At 57.0% G+C, this 16,037-nt stretch carries 14 protein-coding genes; 6 read left to right on the top strand and 8 right to left on the bottom strand.

The features are described 5' to 3' along the window. Window positions 1–8: 8 nt before the first annotated feature. Window positions 9–656 (bottom strand): amino acid ABC transporter permease, encoded by a 648-nt coding sequence (locus PH7735_RS20075; RefSeq protein WP_058313232.1) that lies wholly within the window; start codon window positions 654–656, stop codon window positions 9–11. Between the two features lie 183 nt (window positions 657–839). After that, window positions 840–1,616, bottom strand: a complete 777-nt coding sequence (locus tag PH7735_RS20070; protein ID WP_058313231.1) for a transporter substrate-binding domain-containing protein — start codon at window positions 1,614–1,616, stop codon at window positions 840–842. Between the two features lie 136 nt (window positions 1,617–1,752). Here PH7735_RS20070 and PH7735_RS20065 point away from each other — a divergent pair, with 136 nt between their 5' ends. After that, on the top strand, window positions 1,753–2,715 hold the full coding sequence (locus PH7735_RS20065) for a LysR family transcriptional regulator (RefSeq protein WP_058313230.1): 963 nt from the start codon (window positions 1,753–1,755) through the stop codon (window positions 2,713–2,715). A 1,079-nt stretch (window positions 2,716–3,794) separates the two neighbouring features. Here the strand turns inward: PH7735_RS20065 and PH7735_RS20060 are convergent. Genes PH7735_RS20060 through PH7735_RS20035 form a run of 6 tightly spaced genes read right to left on the bottom strand, consistent with a single transcriptional unit; the run spans window position 3,795 to window position 9,146 of the window. Continuing rightward, window positions 3,795–4,175, bottom strand: coding sequence for a carboxymuconolactone decarboxylase family protein (locus tag PH7735_RS20060; RefSeq protein WP_058313229.1), 381 nt, complete (start codon window positions 4,173–4,175; stop codon window positions 3,795–3,797). Between the two features lie 3 nt (window positions 4,176–4,178). After that, complete coding sequence (locus PH7735_RS20055; protein WP_058313228.1) at window positions 4,179–5,624, bottom strand: aldehyde dehydrogenase family protein; 1,446 nt, start codon at window positions 5,622–5,624, stop codon at window positions 4,179–4,181. Then, window positions 5,621–6,364, bottom strand: a complete 744-nt coding sequence (locus PH7735_RS20050) for a sulfotransferase-like domain-containing protein (protein ID WP_058313227.1) — start codon at window positions 6,362–6,364, stop codon at window positions 5,621–5,623. The genes PH7735_RS20055 and PH7735_RS20050 overlap by 4 nt, the downstream gene beginning before the upstream one ends. Continuing rightward, window positions 6,357–7,190 (bottom strand): hypothetical protein, encoded by an 834-nt coding sequence (locus PH7735_RS20045; RefSeq protein WP_058313226.1) that lies wholly within the window; start codon window positions 7,188–7,190, stop codon window positions 6,357–6,359. The genes PH7735_RS20050 and PH7735_RS20045 overlap by 8 nt, the downstream gene beginning before the upstream one ends. Next, the gene (locus PH7735_RS20040; RefSeq protein WP_058313225.1) at window positions 7,183–8,262 is read right to left on the bottom strand and encodes an aromatic ring-hydroxylating oxygenase subunit alpha; all 1,080 of its coding nucleotides are present in this window, start codon (window positions 8,260–8,262) and stop codon (window positions 7,183–7,185) included. Before PH7735_RS20040 ends, PH7735_RS20045 begins: the two co-directional genes overlap by 8 nt. Further along, a complete protein-coding gene (locus PH7735_RS20035) occupies window positions 8,259–9,146 on the bottom strand; it encodes a MurR/RpiR family transcriptional regulator (RefSeq protein ID WP_058313224.1) in 888 nt (295 codons plus the stop codon). Before PH7735_RS20035 ends, PH7735_RS20040 begins: the two co-directional genes overlap by 4 nt. A 69-nt stretch (window positions 9,147–9,215) precedes the next feature. Here PH7735_RS20035 and PH7735_RS20030 point away from each other — a divergent pair, with 69 nt between their 5' ends. The 5 genes from PH7735_RS20030 to PH7735_RS20010 are packed head-to-tail and all read left to right on the top strand — an operon-like array spanning window position 9,216 to window position 16,036. Beyond that, window positions 9,216–11,651 carry an FAD-dependent oxidoreductase gene (locus tag PH7735_RS20030; RefSeq protein ID WP_267885820.1) on the top strand — a complete coding sequence of 812 codons (2,436 nt, stop codon included), beginning with the start codon at window positions 9,216–9,218 and terminating at the stop codon, window positions 11,649–11,651. Continuing rightward, window positions 11,648–12,730 carry an alcohol dehydrogenase family protein gene (locus tag PH7735_RS20025; protein ID WP_058313223.1) on the top strand — a complete coding sequence of 361 codons (1,083 nt, stop codon included), beginning with the start codon at window positions 11,648–11,650 and terminating at the stop codon, window positions 12,728–12,730. Before PH7735_RS20030 ends, PH7735_RS20025 begins: the two co-directional genes overlap by 4 nt. Beyond that, complete coding sequence (locus tag PH7735_RS20020; protein ID WP_058313222.1) at window positions 12,727–13,833, top strand: mandelate racemase/muconate lactonizing enzyme family protein; 1,107 nt, start codon at window positions 12,727–12,729, stop codon at window positions 13,831–13,833. The genes PH7735_RS20025 and PH7735_RS20020 overlap by 4 nt, the downstream gene beginning before the upstream one ends. After that, window positions 13,830–14,936, top strand: a complete 1,107-nt coding sequence (locus PH7735_RS20015; RefSeq protein WP_058313221.1) for a mandelate racemase/muconate lactonizing enzyme family protein — start codon at window positions 13,830–13,832, stop codon at window positions 14,934–14,936. Before PH7735_RS20020 ends, PH7735_RS20015 begins: the two co-directional genes overlap by 4 nt. Continuing rightward, entirely contained in the window at window positions 14,933–16,036 is a 1,104-nt protein-coding gene (locus PH7735_RS20010; RefSeq protein WP_058313220.1) for a mandelate racemase/muconate lactonizing enzyme family protein, read from the top strand. Before PH7735_RS20015 ends, PH7735_RS20010 begins: the two co-directional genes overlap by 4 nt. Window position 16,037: the final 1 nt, after the last annotated feature.

Below are 16,037 nucleotides of genomic sequence, written 5' to 3'. Positions count from 1 at the left end.
CTTTCCGATCAGTTAATCTGTACTTTGCGATCCAACCAGGCAACGCCGCGGCCAGTCACATAGATGATGATCATGTAGAGAATCCCTGCGAGCAGGAACATTTCGAAGGGCTTGTAGGTTGATCCAATGTACCGCTGGGCCGTGTAGGTCAGCTCGACCACTGCAATCGCGGCCACAAGCGCGGTTGCCTTGATCAGCATGTTCAGGTTCACGCCCAATGGACGCACCATCAGGCGCGCGGACTGAGGCAGGATCACCTTGTAGGTGGCTTGCCAGCTGCTGAGCCCCAATGTGCGGGCAGCTTCGCGTTGTCCCTTGTCAATCGCAATGATCGCGCCCCGGATCGTTTCAGTCATATAAGCGCCTGCATTGATGCCAAGTCCGATCACACCCGCCTCGAATGCGTCCAGCTGAATGCCAATCTGGGGGCCGCCGAAATACAGGATAAACAACTGGATCAGCGCAGGCGTGCCTCGAAACACGCTGACATAAGCCGCGCCCAGAAAGCGCAGGAGTGCAAACCGCGAGAGCCGGGCCGCCGCCCCAAGCGTGCCGCAGATCAACCCAAGGATCGCCGTCAGAACCGACAAGACAATGGTGACCCACGCGGCCTCCAGAAAGAAGGGATAGACCTTCAACATCAGATCAATGTCCATGAGTCACTCCTTTTGGGTATCCGACCCGAAATCGTCCGGACGGCGCGATCGCAACCTCGGCACGTGTTGCTTAAAGTGTCGGATAACATTGGCGCCCGAGGGTGGACCCGTAAAGGCCATTCGGCCCTTTAGTGCCACCACGATGACGGTCCCCGCCGCCGATGGACGGCGGGGAAAGATGTTTTAGCGAATGTCAGCGCCAATCCACTTTTCGGCGATGGTCAGATAGGTGCCATCATCCATCATGGATTGCAGCGCAGCCTGCATTTCTGCGGCAAGCTTCGGGTTGCCCTCGCGGATAGCGATACCTGCGCCAAATGGTTCGGTGGTCGGGTCGCCGAACATCTCAAACTCCTGACCCTTTTCGCCCATCGCGAGAATGGCCGCGATGGAGTCGTTTACAATGGCGTCCACGCGGCCGTTTTCCAGTTCCAGCAGAAGTTCGGGCAGACCTTTGTAGGTGTTGATGTTATAGCCCTTTTCGCGCGCCCAATCTTCGTGGGTTTCACCAAGGGTCAGGCCAACTTTCTTGCCTTCCAGGTCTTCCAGGCTTGAAATGCCCGAGCCCGGTTTGCTGAAAATCGCACGTTTATCCGAGTAATAGGGACCCACAAAATCAACCACTTCATCCCGCTCTGCGGTGATGGTCATCGATCCGACAATGGCGTCATATTTGTTGGCCAGCAGGCCACCGATGATGCCGTCCCACGCAGTGGTCACGATTTCCACTTCCATGCCCATACGCTTGGCAATCTCGGTACCGATGGCGGGGTCAAAGCCAACAACTTCGTTCTGATCGTTCACGAAGTTGAACGGAGGGTAGGCGCCGGACATGGCGATGCGGATGACGCCTTTTTCTTTCAGTGTGTCGAGCTCTTCCGCGACTGCGGTGTTCAAACCAAAGACCGCCAGACCGGCGGCAGCAATGGCGGATTTCAAGATGGTACGGCGAAAAGTCATTTATCTCTCCCTGTGAGAATCAAGCCGGGGTGATCCCCGATCAAAAGACGCGGGACGCCCCGCTTGCAAAAAGGCTTGCATGACTCGCCAACATTGCGCAAACAGATAATACCTAAACTCAATATAGATGAAATCTATGAGCCTTCCGCAACAGCAACGCTTTCCCTGGAACCTGGACTGGAACCTTCTTCGCACCTTCATGGTCGTGGTAGAACAGGGCGGCATATCAAAGGCCGCCGACTTCCTGGGTCTCAAGCAACCCACCGTTTCAGCCGCCCTCAAACGCCTTGAACACGCGACTGGAAAACACCTTGTTGTCCGCAAGCCCAACGAGTTCACCATCACGCGCCCCGGACAGGCGCTTTATGTCGAATGCGCCAATATTTTCGGCACCATTTCACAGCTTCCCTCTCTGCTGGATGTCGACCGCGCTGAACTCAGAGGGCATTTGTCGATCGCCATCACGAGTTCTGTGATTTCCGACCACTTCAACGAGATTCTCGGGAATTTCGCCAAGACACACCCACATGTTACCTATTCCTTCTCGGTCCACGAAAGCGAGGATGTGGAAACGATGGTGAATCAAAACAGGGCCAGCTTTGGAATTTGCCTTCTTTCAAAAATGTCCCGGAACCTGAACTCCGTGGTCTTGTACCGAGAATTCTTTGGCCTCTATTGCGGCGCCCGCCATCCATTGTTCAATGTGGATGAAATCAATCAGAAAGATCTTGAAGGGGAACCTTTCGTCGCTTTTCAAACCGAGGCGGAAGGGGGACCACTATACGCCATCTCGCGACTTCGTGCCCGACTGGGGCTGGCTACAAGCTGGCGCGGCGTGTCCTCCAGCCTGAATGAAATTCGCCGTCTCATCTTGGCAAACGTCGGTATTGGCGCTCTACCGCTTCACGTTGCCAAACAGGACGTGGAAGCCGGAAAAATCCGGCAGTTGCCACCCTATGACGAACTGCCCATGGTCAACATCTATCTTATCACCAACCCGACGCGCCGCCAATCCGACGCCGAGGCAGCGTTCCTGTCGGCTTGTAAATCCGCATTGGACGCAATTGATATCGAAGAACGCACTTATGGTCTGGACTGATTTTTCATAAACCTGAAATCGCCGTTAGATGTGTGGTATGGCAAAACCGGTCCAGGTTCCCGTCCTGCTCTATCGAATGTGAGTGAATACACAGCAAGAGTGTTTTCATTGTGACATAGCGGCCAAGCTTTAAGTCAGTGCCAAATCAACCACATGATCTCTTTCGATCAAATCCAGCTTTCTAGGGAAATCCACATCGCAAAGGTACAGATAATTCAACGAAGCCGCTTCGACCGTTTCTTGCCTTTCACATGTATCGATCACAGCACGTCTTGAAGCAAAGGGGGCCGACCCAATGACAGATTACCTTCAAGGGGGCGTAGTTCTTGGAAAGAGGTTCGTGGCAACAAGAACAATGCGCGATAAGACAAATCGAAGCTAAAGCAAATGATAACGGCCACCCAAAAGTTTAACAGATATGTCCTCAGCGTTACATCACAGTGGCGCGAAGTCATGTGAGCGCAGCGAAAGTCCGGAATGACGGGCCGCGGTGCAGCGATGGACATCTACAGAAAGTGTCGGCTTTGATCCTTGCGGACCAACGCCAATGTCGGCAATCGGTAGCTTCGCTACTGTTTTTGCAAGGTGCCGCATCAGGAACTATGGGCTCCGAGCCGACCTGCGGCGGTGCAGAACGAAGCCCGGATTCGACTTTACCTGAATGTCGGCTGTTTCTCTACGACCCGACCGGTTCGCAGGTGCGGAGAATGACGGCAATCCGCCAATTGCGTCGATCGACATGAACTGCCCTTACCAGACTTTGGCCAAATGCGCAGCTAAGGTCGGCATTGAGCCCACAGTGTGAATTCGATTTTCGTGCTGCATGCGCTCGCAGCGTGAAAAATGCTGCAATAGCGTAAAGCTCTATGCCGCCGCGCAACAGAAAAACCGGCCATTCCTGCGTGCTACAGCGGAAACGACCCGCGCAAGGAACAAGTTGCGGACTTTGTTGCCAATCGCAACAGTTCCGTATGCGACCGCTTGGCTACAATCTCTGAAGTTGTTGAGGGATTATTTATGCCAAGCGCATGGATGATAGAATAACAGACCATCTCAGCTCGAGCACCCTTTGTACGAGACTAAGCGTCCTCAAGAACCTTACGCGCAACGCGAAAACACTCCAGCGCTTGGGGGACGCCGCAGTAGATGCCGATGACATGAATAATTGCGCGGATTTCGTCGTGGCTTACACCATTGTTAATCGCGCCACGGCAATGGATTTCCCACTCATGCATTTTGCCCAATGCGCCAATCATCGACAGGTTCATCATCGAACGGGTCTTCGCGTCGATCACGTCATCGCCCCACCCAAAGCCCCAGCACCACGCCGTCATGGCTTCTTGGAAAGGACGGGTAAAGTCATCCGCCGCCGCGAGGTTCTTTTCAACGTATTGCGCGCCCAGCGTGGATTTGCGTTGCGCTAGCCCCTTGAGAAACAGGTCTTCATCAAATGCACTCATGTCTTATCCCTTCAGTCTTATCGCGACGTTCTTCGTCTGTACGTAATTCCACAAAGCCTCGCGGCCCTTTTCGCGCCCGTAGCCCGATTTACCGTAGCCACCAAATGGCGTCTCAACCCCGCCTGCGTACCATTCATTTACAAAGACCTGTCCCGCGCGCAATTGTTGTGCGGCCCGCGTTGCCCGATCAAGGTTACTCGTGAAAACGCCCCCAACCAATCCATAGGGCGTCCCATTGGCGATCTTGATGGCCTCGTCGTCGGTTGAAAATTTCAGAACGGAGAGCACAGGCCCGAATACTTCGTCGTTGGCGATGGTCATTTCAGGCGTGATGTCCGTTAGGATGGTTGGTTCAAGGAATGCTCCGGGGATGTTCATCTTGCGCCCGCCCGTTGCGACATTGGCCCCTTGCGCCTGTGCATCGCTCACCATTTGGGCGGCACGGTCACGCTGGCTTTCGGATACCATCGCGCCCATTGTCGGCCCGAATTCAGGCTGCTCGACACCCGGCTTCACAGTCAATGATTGTGCAACCCCGACCATCCGGTCCACCAGCGCGTCATGAACGCTGTCATGGACAATCACGCGGCTCATCGCAGAGCAAACCTGACCTGCGTTGAAATAGATGCCCCAACGTACATCATTCTCAAACGCCGCGAGGTCGGCGTCATCATGGACGATGGCCGCGGACTTGCCGCCAAGTTCCAGCACGCAAGGCACGACGTTCTGGGCGGCGGCCGTGGCAATGGCGATCCCTGTTGGCACCGATCCGGTAAAGACGATCTGGTTTACATGCGGGTGTGCCGACAGCGCGGCACCAGCGTCATGGCCCAAACCGCACAGGATGTTCACCGCACCTTTGGGCAAGCCCACAGCCTCGGCCGCATTGGCGAACCACGCGTTGCTCAGCGGCGTCAGTTCGGGTGTTTTGATGACACAGGTGTTGCCGGTTGCCAGCGCCGCAGACAGGGATCGCGCCATCATTTCAACAGGGTAGTTCCATGGGATGATCTGGGCAGAGACGCCAAAGGGCTCGTAGGTCGTGAAGTCGAAATAGTCTTTGCCAAGCGGGATGGAGCGGCCTTCGACCGTTTCCGCTTGATTGCCATAGTATTCGAAATACCGCGCAGCGCCTTCTACTTCGATCCGCGCCTCCCAAAGTGGTTTGCCCTGTTCCAATGTCAGAACCTGCGCAAGTTCGTCGATGTGATCGAGCAGATAACGCCCCATGGCTTGCACTATGCGCCCGCGTTCAACGGGGCGCAGGTCAGACAATACACCAGCTTGATGCACGCGCTGTGCCGCCATAACCGCACGGTCCACGTCACCCGCATCAGCAAGAGCTTGTTCCGCTAGCTTCTCGCCTGTGCCGGGGTTGATCACATCGATCCGCCCCGCGCCGCCGTCGACCCACGCGCCATCAATGTAGTTTTGCCAATAGGTCTTCATTTGGGTTTGATCCGATGCTGAAAGAGGTGATCGTAATGTGGCTTCATCCGGCGGTGCACACGGCGTACCCGTTCGGGGGCATCCGCCACTTCGACATAGCGGCGCACCTGCGGCGTCAGGCCTGTTGATTGGGCGAGATTGGCGTGAAACGACCCGCCGTCCCACCAGCTGTGCGCAGAGGGGTCGCCGCCCGGTTTCCAAGACATGGCGTCTTTTATGAACGGGATACCAACCGCATCGCAGAATGCCGCGACCATTTTGTCGGGGTCCTCAAGTAGATCGTCACTGTCAATCACAGGGGGCGGGGTGCCGTTCAAGGCTGTCAGCAGGTCGAACAACGCGCGTTGTTCGGGAAAGCCGACCTCTAGCTCATCGAAATCGGGCCATTTGTTGTACATGCTTGAGATCGTCTTGGCAGGATCGCGGATCAGGAAAGCATGGGTGAAATGGCCCAGAAATTCCGGCGTCCACATGTGGTTGATGTAGTGCGGGAAGTCTTTGAGGAAGACGGGACCCTTCGCGGCGCGGTTCTGAATATCGTCCCAAACGCTTTCGATGCTCAGGCCTTTGGTGGTTTTCTCATCCTCTTTAAAGCGCGGCCAGAACGGATCTTCGCCCTGATACCACGCCTCGCCAAAAGGTTCGTGCAAACAGTCCAGATCGCCACGCTGGCGCATCATCCATTCAAACGCGGTGGAGGTGGATCGCGGGATGGCCCAAAGCGCGATGATCTTATGCATGCAGGCTCTCCAACAACATACTTTGCGGCGTGGTTGGCGCGATGCCCAGATCTTTCATGATCCGCCAATACAGCGCCGTGTCATGGCCAATGACGGGCTTACCCAACTTGGCCTCCATATCGCGGGCAAGGTGCAAAGGGCGTTGCGGCAGGCCGTTCGGTCCACAGCGGAAATTACACATACCATTGATCAGATAAGCGTCTGCATTGGGGGCCTGTTCGGCCACGTAGGAAAAGCTGCGATCAAACAGATCGCCGTCGAAAATCCAGCGTTTGGCGTTCACGGCCTCTTGATCGGGAAACCAGCCCTGATCGACGAAATTGCCGGCCCAAAGCACGTCAAACCCCGCCTCGCGCAGGAACCCAGCGGTGCCCTGCCACCACGCAGGCCAATGATAGGCCCCGTTTAACGCAACCTTTTCCACGCCTAGGTAGCGCAAGGCTTCAACCATGGCATATCCCGCCATATGAAAACGGGTCTCGTATTTCTCGGACAGATCGGCGCAATGCTGGCGTATGCCTTCAACACCCAGCCCACTAGCATGGACCCAATTGGACCCGACTTGCCCACAGACATCGACGCCGTTGCGCGACATGCAGTGCACAAAATCCTCCATCATCCCGAAGTTCTTTTTGCGCTGATCCAACCCGTGCACGTAATCCGGCACATGCAGCATCCAGCCATGCACACCGACGCTTTCCGGCGACATGCGCAGGAAGTCGGACGGGGCCGCGTCGTAATCAAACGGTGGGCAGGTAAATCCGACTTGGTGTGGGAACAGCTTTTGATCTGCTGTCCATTTTTCAGGCATTGCGAAGTCAGCCATCAATTGCGTCTCTCATCCAACGTTGCAGGTGCATAACAGGGTGTTCTGAATTCACGCCGCCTTTGGGATCAACGACTAGGGGTCCGGGTTTGTAACCGCGTGACCCAAGGCCGCGTTGCACTGCCTCAACCAGATGAATGTCTTCTTCCACTGTCGTTTCACGGTCTTGCACCGCAAGCGAGCGCACCTTTTCGTCCTCTACACCACCGACGGAATACCACCCGCGCCACACCACCACATGATAGGCGTCAATGGCACGCCAATGATAGGTGTTCAGCACATTGCCGGGGTAGACTTGAAACGAGAACATCGGCCAGAGGAACCAGCTTGAGTATTCATATTGATGCGCAAAGCCTGAATGGACATCATAGGTCATATCCTCAAGGCTTTGACATTCGGTTGTGTGACGCAAGCACTTGCCTTGCGGCTGGATGTCATAGGTTTCGGGCTTGACCACGCCGTTGGCAAAGGTCGGATGGTTGAGCGAACAGTGATAGCATTCCGAATAGTTTTCGACCGAGACTTTCCAGTTGCAATTCTCCGGGATGTCGACCCATTCCAGTGGTTTGAGTCCAGCCCAATTGGGCACCCATTCTTCCAACTCAGCGCGTGCGTTCGGGAACCATTCCTCCATGGGGGCAGCATCTGGGTCGAGGTTCACAAAGACGAACCCCACAAATTCTTCCGCACGCACTTCCGTCAGACAAATGCCGGATTTATCAAAGCCTTCAACGGCATTGATATTCGGCCCTGCACGCAATTCCCCTGTCAGTTCGTACGTCCAAGCGTGATAGGGGCAGACGACGACGCGGGTTGTGCCCGTGCCGCTGACCAGTTGGTGCGCGCGATGTTGGCAGACGTTATAGAACACACGGATTTTGTCGTCACGCCCACGGATCGCAAACAGGCTTTCGCCCGCGATTTCAAACGTGGCGTAGTCGCCTGTTTTTGCCAGTTCTGATGCATGGCACCCAAATTGCCACGTCTTCGCAAGAAGGCCCGCGCTCTCGACCTCAAACACCTGAGGGTCCGTGTAGTATCGCGCGGCCAATGATCTGATTGGATCGGTCATGTGTCCTCTTGGTGATAAAGGCCCAGTTGGTGGCGGCGTTTGTGGAAGGTCTCAACCCGCTCAGGGATTTCGTCGCTGGCCACGGCAATCACGAACGACAAAAGCGTTTCTAACAAAGCGATGATGCTCACCGACGATGGAAAAAACTGTGGGGTTTCGACGGAGACGACAAAGCCATGGTCCGCCATTCGGATGATCGGGCTGGCAGGGCTGTCCGACAGGGCCACGATAGTCATACCTTGCTCTTGCGCGATTTCGACGGCCTCGACGACTTCGGACCGATAAGGCTTGCAGGTGACTGCAATCAGCATGTCGTTGCCATCGGCCCAAGCGAGATCATCGACTGGCGTGGACCCTGGGCGCGGTATCGCGTGAAATTCGGTCATACCCGTCGAGGCCAAATAGGTGAAATTGCGTGCGACTGAATTGTTGACCCCAACCCCCAAGGTGAAAACACGTCGTGCGTCCCAAATCGCCTCAGCCGCAACCTTCATGTCTTCAGTTGAAATGCCTGCGAAAGTCTCCTCGATGTTGGTCATCACATCGCGCACCATATCGGCGTAAAGGCCGCCAAGATCGCCCGATTTTGAGATATCTTGCAACCACCGCGCGCGGTCAGGGAAATCTGCGGCACCGTTGCGAATGGCGTCCCGAAACGGTTCGCGGAAATCTTCGTAGCCTTCAAACCCCACTTGTCGCGCCATTCGAACTACGGTGTTGGGCTTTACATTCGCGGCTTGCGCAATTTCGCGCACAGTCGACACCCCCACGTCACGCGGGTTTTCCAACACGTAAGTCGCGGCCTTACGCGCCTCTGGAGTTAGCTCCGACAACTCGCCCGCGAGGCGGTCCAGAATCGTATTTGATACATTTGTCCCATTCATGATTGACGATGGTACTTTTGTCCGCATAGCCTGTCTACAGAAAATACGACTCATATGGAGATGTTTCCCGTGGCCACTGAATTCCCAACCACCGCACGCGTTGTCATCGTTGGGGGCGGTGTCATGGGTGTCGGACTTGCGTACCATCTTGGCCATGAGGGCTGGGGCGATGATACTGTTCTACTCGAAAAAGCCGAGCTTACATCGGGCAGCACATGGCACGCAGCGGGACAGATTACACATTCCACGTCCAGCTTTGGTTTGGGCAAATGCGTCGACTACAACATCGGCCTCTATTCTGGCGGGCTTGAGGCAGAGACAGGCCAACCCGTCACATGGCACGGCTGCGGGTCGTTCAGACTGGCCTACACCGAGGACGAGATGGACTGGCTGCGCCACACTCTGTCTGTGGGTCGCTCGCTTGGCTTCAACATCGCATTGGTCGGGCCTGAAAAGGTGGCTGAACTGCATCCGTTCTATAACCTTGACGGGGTTCTGGCTGCGCTGCACACGCCAGACGATGGGCACGTTGACCCCACCAATGTGACGATGTCGATGGCAACAGGTGCGCGTCAAAAGGGTGTGAAAATCATCCGCCAATGCCGTGCGACGAATATCGCGCAGCTGCCATCCGGCGAATGGCAGGTCGAGACGGACAAGGGCACGATCACTTGCGAACACGTGGTCAATGCAGGCGGCACTTATGCGCGGCAAATGGGTGAATGGTCTGGACTGCAACTGCCGATGACGTCGATGACGCACCATTATTTTGTCACCGAACCGGTACCAGAGTTTGAGGCGCTTGAGACGGAACTGCCTGTCATTCGCGACGACAAAAAGGTGTCTGGCTACATCCGGATGGAGCAAAAGCGTGGGCTGATCGGGATCTACGAGAAGGAAAACCCGAACTCCGTCTGGCACGACCACTGCCCTTGGGATTATGAAAACTGGCTGTTTGATGCCGATTATGACCGCATTATGCCTTATCTTGAGGAAAGCCTGAACCGCATGCCGATCTTTGCGGAACTTGGCATTCAACGCGAAGTCCACGGCGCGATCAGCCACCCACCTGACGGCAACCCGTTGATTGGCCCCGCTCCGGGCGTACGCAACTACTGGTGCTGTTGTGGCACGCAGATCGGCATCGGCTGGGGGCCAGGCCTGACGCGGGAATTGGCGCGGTGGATGGTGCATGGTGCAGCTGATATCTCGATGCGCGACTATGACCCGCGCCGCTTTGGCAGCTACGCCACGAAGGAATGGCAGGTGGTGAAGGCCGAAGAAGACTACTGCCTGCGCCACGAGATTCCGTTTCCGCATTTCAACCGTTTGGCTGGGCGGCCAATCAAGCCATCGCCACTGCACGATTTGCTGAAATCCAAGGGGGCTGTGCACGAGGAAGTCTACGGATTCGAGCGCCCGCGTTTCTTTGCCAAAGGGATCGCGCAGGAAGATCACTATTCGTTCAACCGCACCCCTGTAGACGGCATGGTCGCGGCTGAGGTGAAAGCGGTGCGCGACAACGTCGGCATCATGGATGTGACCGCGTTCACCAAAGTGCTGGTCGAAGGCCCCGATGCCTATGCCTTGCTGGACCGTCTCACAGCGAACCGTATGCCGCAAAAAGTAGGATCCATTACGCTGACGCACATGCTCAATCGGGCTGGACGGATCGAGTTGGAAACAACGATTGTACGCATGGCTGATGACCAATTCTATCTGGTGTGTGCTGCGTTCTTTGAACAACGATTGCTCGACCATTTGGCACAACAGCGCGACGCGGAAGACGTGACGATCACCCCGTTGTCATCTGACTGGTCCGCCTTGTCGCTCAATGGCCCTAAGGCACGGGATGTTCTGGCCGCTTGCACGGATGCCGATTTGTCAAACGCGGGGTTCCGGTGGCTGTCTGCGCAGCAAATCACTGTCGCGGGCCACGGCATCTGGGCCTTCCGCATGTCCTATGCGGGTGAGTTGGGCTGGGAATTTCACATGCCACATACCGCTTGTCTCGACGTCTACACCGCATTGTGGGCAGCGGGAGAAGCGCACGGGATCGCGGACTACGGCTCCTTCGCGATGAACGTCATGCGGATGGAAAAAGGCTTTAAGGGCGCAGGAGAGCTGACCAATGAAGTGACGCTCGCTGAGGCGGATGTGCTGCGCTTTGCCCGCACGGACAAAGACTACTTGGGTCGTGACAAGACATTGAACACCGATCTGAAATGGGTTTGCGCCTATCTTGAAATTGAACCCGACGGCAAGGCAGATGGACATGGCGGCGAAGCTGTGATGCAAGACGGCAAAGTTGTCGGGTCAACCGCATCTGTAGCTTACGGGCCGACTGTCGGCAAAATTCTGGCCTTCGCGTATATCAAACCCGAAGCCGCCGTTCCCGACACCGCGTTGTCAGTGGTCATTCACGGAGAACCTAGGGCCGCGCGGGTCTTGGGCGCTCCTGCCTATGACCCTGACAGCCTGAAAGCTCGAATGGACGCGCCATGACCCTGCCTAAAACAATGCGCGCCATGGTCACGATGGGCCACGGCGACCTCGATCAAATGGTGCTGCATGAGGATTGGCCATGTCCTGAACCCGCCGCCGGAGAGGTCTTGATCCGCGTCGGCGCTTGCGGGTTGAACAACACAGACGTGAACACGCGCTCGGGCTGGTATTCCAAGACCGTGACCGACGCCACAACGGGTGGCGCGTTTGAGGACGTGGGCGAGGATGACCCCACTTGGGGCGGTGCACCGATCACATTTCCGCGCATCCAAGGGGCCGATGTCTGTGGTGAGATCGTGGCTGTTGGTGAAGGCGTTAACGCGGCGCGCATCGGCGAACGGGTGATCACAGACGGTTGGCTGCGCGATGTGGACGCCTCGACTGACATGAACAAAACGGGCTATTTCGGGTCCGAGCGTGATGGTGGCTTTGCCGAATACACCACGACGCTTGCGGCAAGCGCGCTTGCCATCACATCAGAGCTGTCCGATGCCGAACTCGCCACCTTTTCGTGCTCATACTCCACTGCTGAGGGTATGCTGACCCGCGCGCAGGTGACATCGGCGGATACCGTTCTGGTCCCCGGTGCTTCGGGGGGTGTTGGTGGTGCTCTGGTGCAATTGGCCAAACGGCGCGGCGCACGCGTGATCGCGATGGCCTCCGAGGCAAAGCACACCGAGGTGCTTCAGCTAGGCCCCGATATGATTTTGCCCCGCGCGTCTGAGAACCTGCGCGCAACGTTGGGCGATGAAAAAATCACCGTTGTTGCGGACATTGTCGGCGGCCCGTACTGGCCAACCCTGATCGACGTTCTTGAACGCGGCGGCCGCTACACCTGCTCGGGCGCAATCGCCGGACCGATGGTTGAGCTGGACCTGCGCACCTTCTATTTGCGCGACCTGACCTTCACGGGCTCGACCGTGATCACGCCCGAGGTCATGCCAAACCTCGTCCGCTATATCGAAAACGGCGAGATCAAACCCGCCTTGGCTGCGAGCTACCCACTGGTTCAACTGCGAGAGGCGCAAGCTGCGTTCATTGCCAAAGAACACACCGGCAACATCGTCGTGACACCATGAAAATCACCCGCATCCGTATTTACAAAACAGACCTACCCTATGTGGGTGGTGCGTATGTCTGGGGTGGGGGCAATGCGATTGAAACGGCGCGGGCCAGCGTCGTTGTCATCGACACGGATGCGGGCCTGCAAGGCTGTGGCGAATTCACGCCCTGTGGCGAAAACTACATGGTGGCCCATTCTGAGGGGGTCGAGGCCTTTGCCCGCCTTGCTGCGCCAAAACTGCTGGGCGAAGACCCGCGTCAGGTTGCACGCATTGAGCAGCTCATGGATCATACCGTGCAAGGGCACGGATATGCTAAGGCTCCGTTTGATGCAGCATGTTGGGACATTTTGGGGCAAGCCTGCGGTCAGCCCGTCTGGATGCTTTTGGGTGGCAAGCTGAACGATGGGGCGCCGATGTACCGAGTGGCCCCGCAAAAGGGCACGGATGAAACGCTTGCTGAAATGGAACGTTATCGCGGCGACGGGTACAAACAGTTCCAAATCAAAGTGGGCGGTGATTGGGCCACCGATATCGACCGGATTAAAGCAGGTGTTGGGCTCCTAAAATCGGGTGAAAAGGCGATGGCCGACGCAAATCAAGGATGGCGTGTGGACAATGCCATTCGTGTGGCCCGCGCGACGGCTGATCTTGACTACATCCTCGAACAGCCCTGCCAGACCTATGAAGAATGTCAGCAAGTCCGGCGCATTGCCCAGCAACCGATGAAGCTGGACGAATGCGTTACCGGCATGGCTGCGGCGCAGCGCATTGTTGCGGATCGCGGAGCAGAGATTTGCTGTCTGAAGGTTTCAAACCTTGGTGGAATTTCCAAAGCGCGGCGCGTGAGGGACTTTCTGGTCGACAACCGTATTCCTGTGGTCAGCGAAGACACGTGGGGCGGTGAAATCACGACTGCTTTGGTCGCGCACTTCGCGGCCTCTACCCCGCCTGAATACCTGCAAAACACGACTGACCTTATGAATTATAACACGCGGTCAACGGGCATTGACGGGGCTTGGTCGGAGGGCGGCAAACTATACGCACCAGATACACCGGGCCTCGGCGTGACACCTGATTTTGAAAGCCTTGGCCCGCCCGTTTCGGAGTATACCCTATGAAAATCACACGCATCTCGGTTCACCAAGTCGATCTGCCACTAGAGCATCCCTATTGGCTGTCTGGTGGGCGGCTGAAGTTTGAAATGCTGGACGCAACACTGGTCAAGATCGAGACAGACGCTGGCATCACAGGTTGGGGTGAAGGCACGCCGTGGGGTCACACCTATGTGCCTGCGCACGGACCCGGTATTCGCGCAGGGGTCGAGACGATGGCCCCGTTCATCATGGGGCTTGATCCGCGCAAGGTGCTGGACGTGGAACGGGCGATGGACCTGGCGCTGCCCGGTCATCTTTACGCCAAAAGCCCCATCGACATGGCGTGCTGGGACATTGCGGGGCAAGCAGCAGGCATGCCCATTGCCGATCTGATGGGAGGTGGATCACGTACACCGCGCCCCATTGCGTCTTCCGTGGGGGCCAAGACGGTCGAAGAAACCCGCGCTGTGATCGACCGCTACCGCCAGCGCGGCTACATCGCGCATTCGGTCAAGATTGGCGGCGATGTGGAATGCGATATCGCAAGGGTGCGTGACGTTGAAGACATCCGGCGCGAGGGGGAAATCGTCCTGTATGACGTGAACCGTGGCTGGACCCGCCAACAGGCGCTGCGGGTGATGTCCGCGACCGAGGACCTGAACGTGATGTTTGAGCAGCCTTGCGAAACGCTGGATGATATTGCCGCGATTTCCGGCAAACATTCAGCGCCTGTCTCGGTAGATGAGGCGTTGGTCACCCTCCAAGACGCTGCCCGCATCGCGCATGATGGCTTGGCCGAGGTCTTTGGCATCAAGCTCAACCGTGTCGGTGGCCTGACTAAAGCGGCCCGCATGCGCGACGTTGCCTTGGCGCACGGTATCGACATGTTCGTGATGGCGACGGGCGGTTCGGTCTTGGCTGACACCGAAGCATTGCATTTGGCGGCCACGATCCCTGATGCAAACTGCCACGCTGTGTGGGCTTGCCAGGATATGCTGACAGTGGACATCGCGGGCGGACGCGGGCCGCGCAACAAGGACGGTCATCTACAATTGCCCGAAACGCCGGGTTTAGGCGTGCATCCTGATGAAAATGCCTTGGGTGATCCCGTGGCGACCTATACATGAAGGTTAACCGTATCACGCTTTGGTCGATCGATCTGACCAGCCATGAGACATATTACATGGCCGACGGGAAAACATGCGATACGGTCAAAACCCACGTGCTGTGTCTGGCAACCGATACTGGGCTGAAAGGATGGGGCGAGGTGTGTCCGATCCCGCATTACTTGCCTGCCTTTGCAGATGGCGTGCCGAGCGCTGTTCAAGAAATGGCCCCCGAAATTCTGGGCATCACGCCCACGGGTATCGATGCCCCTATGCGCAAACTGGATGGGTTCTTGCAGGGGCATCTGGCGGCGAAATCCATCGTCGATATGGCATTGTGGGACCTATACGGCAAAGCAACCAACCTTCCGCTCTATCAGCTTTTGGGCGGACGAACCCGCCGCGACATGCCACTGTATCATTCGATCACCTGCATAGCGCCTGACGAAATGGCGCGGATCGCCAAAGAGGCTTACGCCACCGGCATTCGCCAGTTTCAGGTGAAACTCGGGGCGGACGCGGATTGGGAAGCAGACGCGGAACGACTGACGAAGGTGCGCGAGGCTGTAGGCCCTGGGCCGTTGGTTTATGGCGACTGGAATTGTGGGGCCACGAAGCTGCAGGCCACGCGCACGGGGCGCGCAGTGGCTCACCTTGATGTAATGCTGGAACAACCCTGTAAAACACTCGAAGATTGTGCTGCCGTGCGACAAGCGACTGGCCTGCCGATGAAAATCGACGAAGGCGCTTATGATCCGGCGTCCCTCATGCGAGCGGCGGAACTTGGCGTTTTGGACGCAGTCGCGCTGAAGCTGTCGAAATTCGGGGGGCTTTCAGCTATGCGCCGTGCGCGTGATCTGAGCGTGCATTTGGGGGCCGAAATTTGCGCCGAATGCACGTGGGGGTCGGACATCGTCACAGCCGCCTCGCTGCATTTCGCAGCCTCGACACCGCATGGCGCGCTGCTCAACACCTGCGATTTGTCGTCCTATGTCGCACCGCGCATCGCCCCCGACTGCCCGACCCGCGAAAACGGCCGCATCGCCCCGCCGGACGGCGCAGGTCTTGGTGTAACACCTGACGTAGACCGCCTTGGCACTCCCATTTTGGAACTGGACTAAG

The sequence above is a fragment of the Shimia thalassica genome, assembly GCF_001458215.1.
GTDB lineage: Bacteria > Pseudomonadota > Alphaproteobacteria > Rhodobacterales > Rhodobacteraceae > Shimia > Shimia thalassica.
This window is presented reverse-complemented; position numbering and strand designations above follow the sequence as displayed.

Coding starts and splice junctions, on each gene's coding strand:
- PH7735_RS20075 (WP_058313232.1), bottom strand. CDS start 656: ATGGACATTGATCTGATGTTGAAGGTCTATCCCTTCTTTCTGGAGGCC.
- PH7735_RS20070 (WP_058313231.1), bottom strand. CDS start 1,616: ATGACTTTTCGCCGTACCATCTTGAAATCCGCCATTGCTGCCGCCGGT.
- PH7735_RS20065 (WP_058313230.1), top strand. CDS start 1,753: ATGAGCCTTCCGCAACAGCAACGCTTTCCCTGGAACCTGGACTGGAAC.
- PH7735_RS20060 (WP_058313229.1), bottom strand. CDS start 4,175: ATGAGTGCATTTGATGAAGACCTGTTTCTCAAGGGGCTAGCGCAACGC.
- PH7735_RS20055 (WP_058313228.1), bottom strand. CDS start 5,624: ATGAAGACCTATTGGCAAAACTACATTGATGGCGCGTGGGTCGACGGC.
- PH7735_RS20050 (WP_058313227.1), bottom strand. CDS start 6,364: ATGCATAAGATCATCGCGCTTTGGGCCATCCCGCGATCCACCTCCACC.
- PH7735_RS20045 (WP_058313226.1), bottom strand. CDS start 7,190: ATGGCTGACTTCGCAATGCCTGAAAAATGGACAGCAGATCAAAAGCTG.
- PH7735_RS20040 (WP_058313225.1), bottom strand. CDS start 8,262: ATGACCGATCCAATCAGATCATTGGCCGCGCGATACTACACGGACCCT.
- PH7735_RS20035 (WP_058313224.1), bottom strand. CDS start 9,146: ATGAATGGGACAAATGTATCAAATACGATTCTGGACCGCCTCGCGGGC.
- PH7735_RS20025 (WP_058313223.1), top strand. CDS start 11,648: ATGACCCTGCCTAAAACAATGCGCGCCATGGTCACGATGGGCCACGGC.
- PH7735_RS20020 (WP_058313222.1), top strand. CDS start 12,727: ATGAAAATCACCCGCATCCGTATTTACAAAACAGACCTACCCTATGTG.
- PH7735_RS20015 (WP_058313221.1), top strand. CDS start 13,830: ATGAAAATCACACGCATCTCGGTTCACCAAGTCGATCTGCCACTAGAG.
- PH7735_RS20010 (WP_058313220.1), top strand. CDS start 14,933: ATGAAGGTTAACCGTATCACGCTTTGGTCGATCGATCTGACCAGCCAT.